At 34.0% G+C, this 2,033-nt stretch carries 3 protein-coding genes; 2 read left to right on the forward strand and 1 reads right to left on the reverse strand.

Annotated elements, in window-relative coordinates; genetic code table 11:
• Together CM19_RS03800 and CM19_RS13280 are read left to right on the forward strand one after the other, a co-directional pair.
• Window positions 1–651 (forward strand): hydantoinase B/oxoprolinase family protein (locus CM19_RS03800; RefSeq protein ID WP_048099135.1); only part of this gene is annotated, 651 nt, incomplete at its 5' end.
• Window positions 652–1,081: 430 nt separating this feature from the next.
• Window positions 1,082–1,276, forward strand: a complete 195-nt coding sequence (locus tag CM19_RS13280; protein ID WP_052349442.1) for a hypothetical protein — start codon at window positions 1,082–1,084, stop codon at window positions 1,274–1,276.
• A 173-nt stretch (window positions 1,277–1,449) separates the two neighbouring features.
• On the opposite strand, the gene CM19_RS03810 is transcribed toward CM19_RS13280, so the two are convergent.
• The coding region (locus CM19_RS03810; RefSeq protein WP_235185613.1) for an urease accessory protein UreD at window positions 1,450–2,033 on the reverse strand (584 nt) is incomplete at its 5' end.

The following is a 2,033-nucleotide window of genomic DNA, read 5'->3' on the forward strand; positions in this document are numbered from 1 at the left end:
GAGGGATTCTATAGCCTAATTGAAGTACGTGCTAGTGAGGGTTTGCTTGTTAATCCAATAAAACCAGCACCTGTTTCCGGTGGAAATGTTGAAACAACTCAAAGGATAGCTGATACCGTTTTTAAGTCACTGTCAGGTGTATTACCAGATAAGGTACCTGCAGCCGGATCTGGGACAATGATGAATGTAATGCTAGGTGGATATTATAAAGGAAGTTATTGGGCACATTACGAAACTATAGGTGGCGGTACTGGAGGAAGAGCTAATAAGGATGGCGTTTCAGGCGTTCACGTTAATATGACCAATACACTAAATACTCCAATTGAGATAGCTGAGAAAGATTATCCGTTACTCTTTACCGCTTACCATATAAGATATAGAAGTGGAGGGGATGGAAAACATAAAGGTGGAGATGGTATAGTAAGAGCTTTCAAAATACTAGCAGAAACAAAGCTTTCAATACTTGGTGACAGATTTAAAGTTCCTCCATGGGGTTTATTTGGAGGAAAATCAGGATCAATAGCTAAGGTTACTATAAAGAGAAAAGAAGGAAAAATTGAGGAAATGTCAGGGAAATTCACCACAACTCTCTATGAGGGTGATGAAGTTATAATAGAGACGCCAGGAGGAGGAGGATTCGGTTCTAAATGATAAAATAAACTTTCTTTTGAACACTAAAACATAACTAATTTAATTTCAACAGCAAATCATATAGGTACAATACAGAGTTAGATAGCATGAACTCAGACTTAGTTCATCTATATTCATCACTGATACTCGCCTTGGAAATCATTTCCTTTAGAGCTACAAACGAGATGGATTAATTAATTTGAAGCCAATTAATGCTGTTATTAAGATTTTATCCATATACAGCGATGTATTAGAAATACTTTGAAAATTCTTAGTTAAGTTGAGATATAATGCTAAATTCACTTTGACTGTACTATCTAAAGAACAGGGCTTAAGGATAGTCAAAAAATCCAAGGATATGTCGCTCTTATAGATAGAACTAACTTAGGATACAGGATCTCAATTATAATGGAGACAGATGCTATTCCTAAGTATATGGATGAGGTTGTGAATGAAATTTCTCAATATAGTGAGGGTTTATGGAATAGGTAGTGGGACAAGGTTACATGTTCACGCAGTATTTAAGGAGGAGGAAGAAGCATATTCGTTTATTTCTAATAAACTATATACTATTAAAGGTATAAATTCCATTGCTACATCTAAAATTATTAGAAGGTATAAAATAGATCCATCAATTCTTTTATAATTGTTTGATTTAGTTGCGTTAGGAAGTAAATGCCGATTCTTTTTCAGTCAATACCTTATATTTTTAAAGTCGTCAGCGAGATGTTACATAAAATATTAAGAATTTTTATCTAAACTTCATCCCTTTTAAGTTTCTTTAGGGTTTTCCTTGAATTAGGTTGAATTCTTATCTATCTATTTATAAATTTCCTCTAACCATTTGTCTCCAACTTTCTCTCCATCTATTACTTCCTTTTTTACATCGAAATCATCTTTTTTGTTTATTGTGTAAACTGCTAACAGTCCTTCTTTCCCCATTAAATTTTTGTCTTTAAAGCTATCGCCATCAACTCTAAACACGTCATATATTAACAGCTTTCCATCAACGTAAATCTCAGTAACTGATCTAATCTTTCCAGAACTAAACTTTTCCTTATGCATTTTTCTACCTAGAATGTAGGCCTCAACAATCTTTCCTTCGTTGAGGAAGAATTTATTCGTGATCTCAGCTGAACTATCATTGTAAAACAAGTATGGATGAAGTAACCAATTTATCCTCTTCCCTCTTCCTTCAACTTTTATTTTGATGTTACTTTTTGAGGATATCTTAGTAAAAGCTTGATCTTCTACGATAATGTTTCCTTCTGATTCAACTTGAATCTCTAGGTAGTCATTATGGGCTAAAACCTCTGATGGATTAGCTATCATGATCGTCTCCCCAAATAGAAAAGCATTAAGTGGACCTTCTCTTTCTATTATTCCGTTAGTTCTCACTCTCA

Source organism: Candidatus Acidianus copahuensis (assembly GCF_000632495.1).
GTDB lineage: Archaea > Thermoproteota > Thermoprotei_A > Sulfolobales > Sulfolobaceae > Acidianus > Acidianus copahuensis.

What these genes read in the sequence shown, in the direction of transcription:
- CM19_RS13280 (WP_052349442.1), top strand. Translation starts at nt 1,082, where the DNA reads ATGAAATTTCTCAATATAGTGAGGGTTTATGGAATAGGTAGTGGGACA.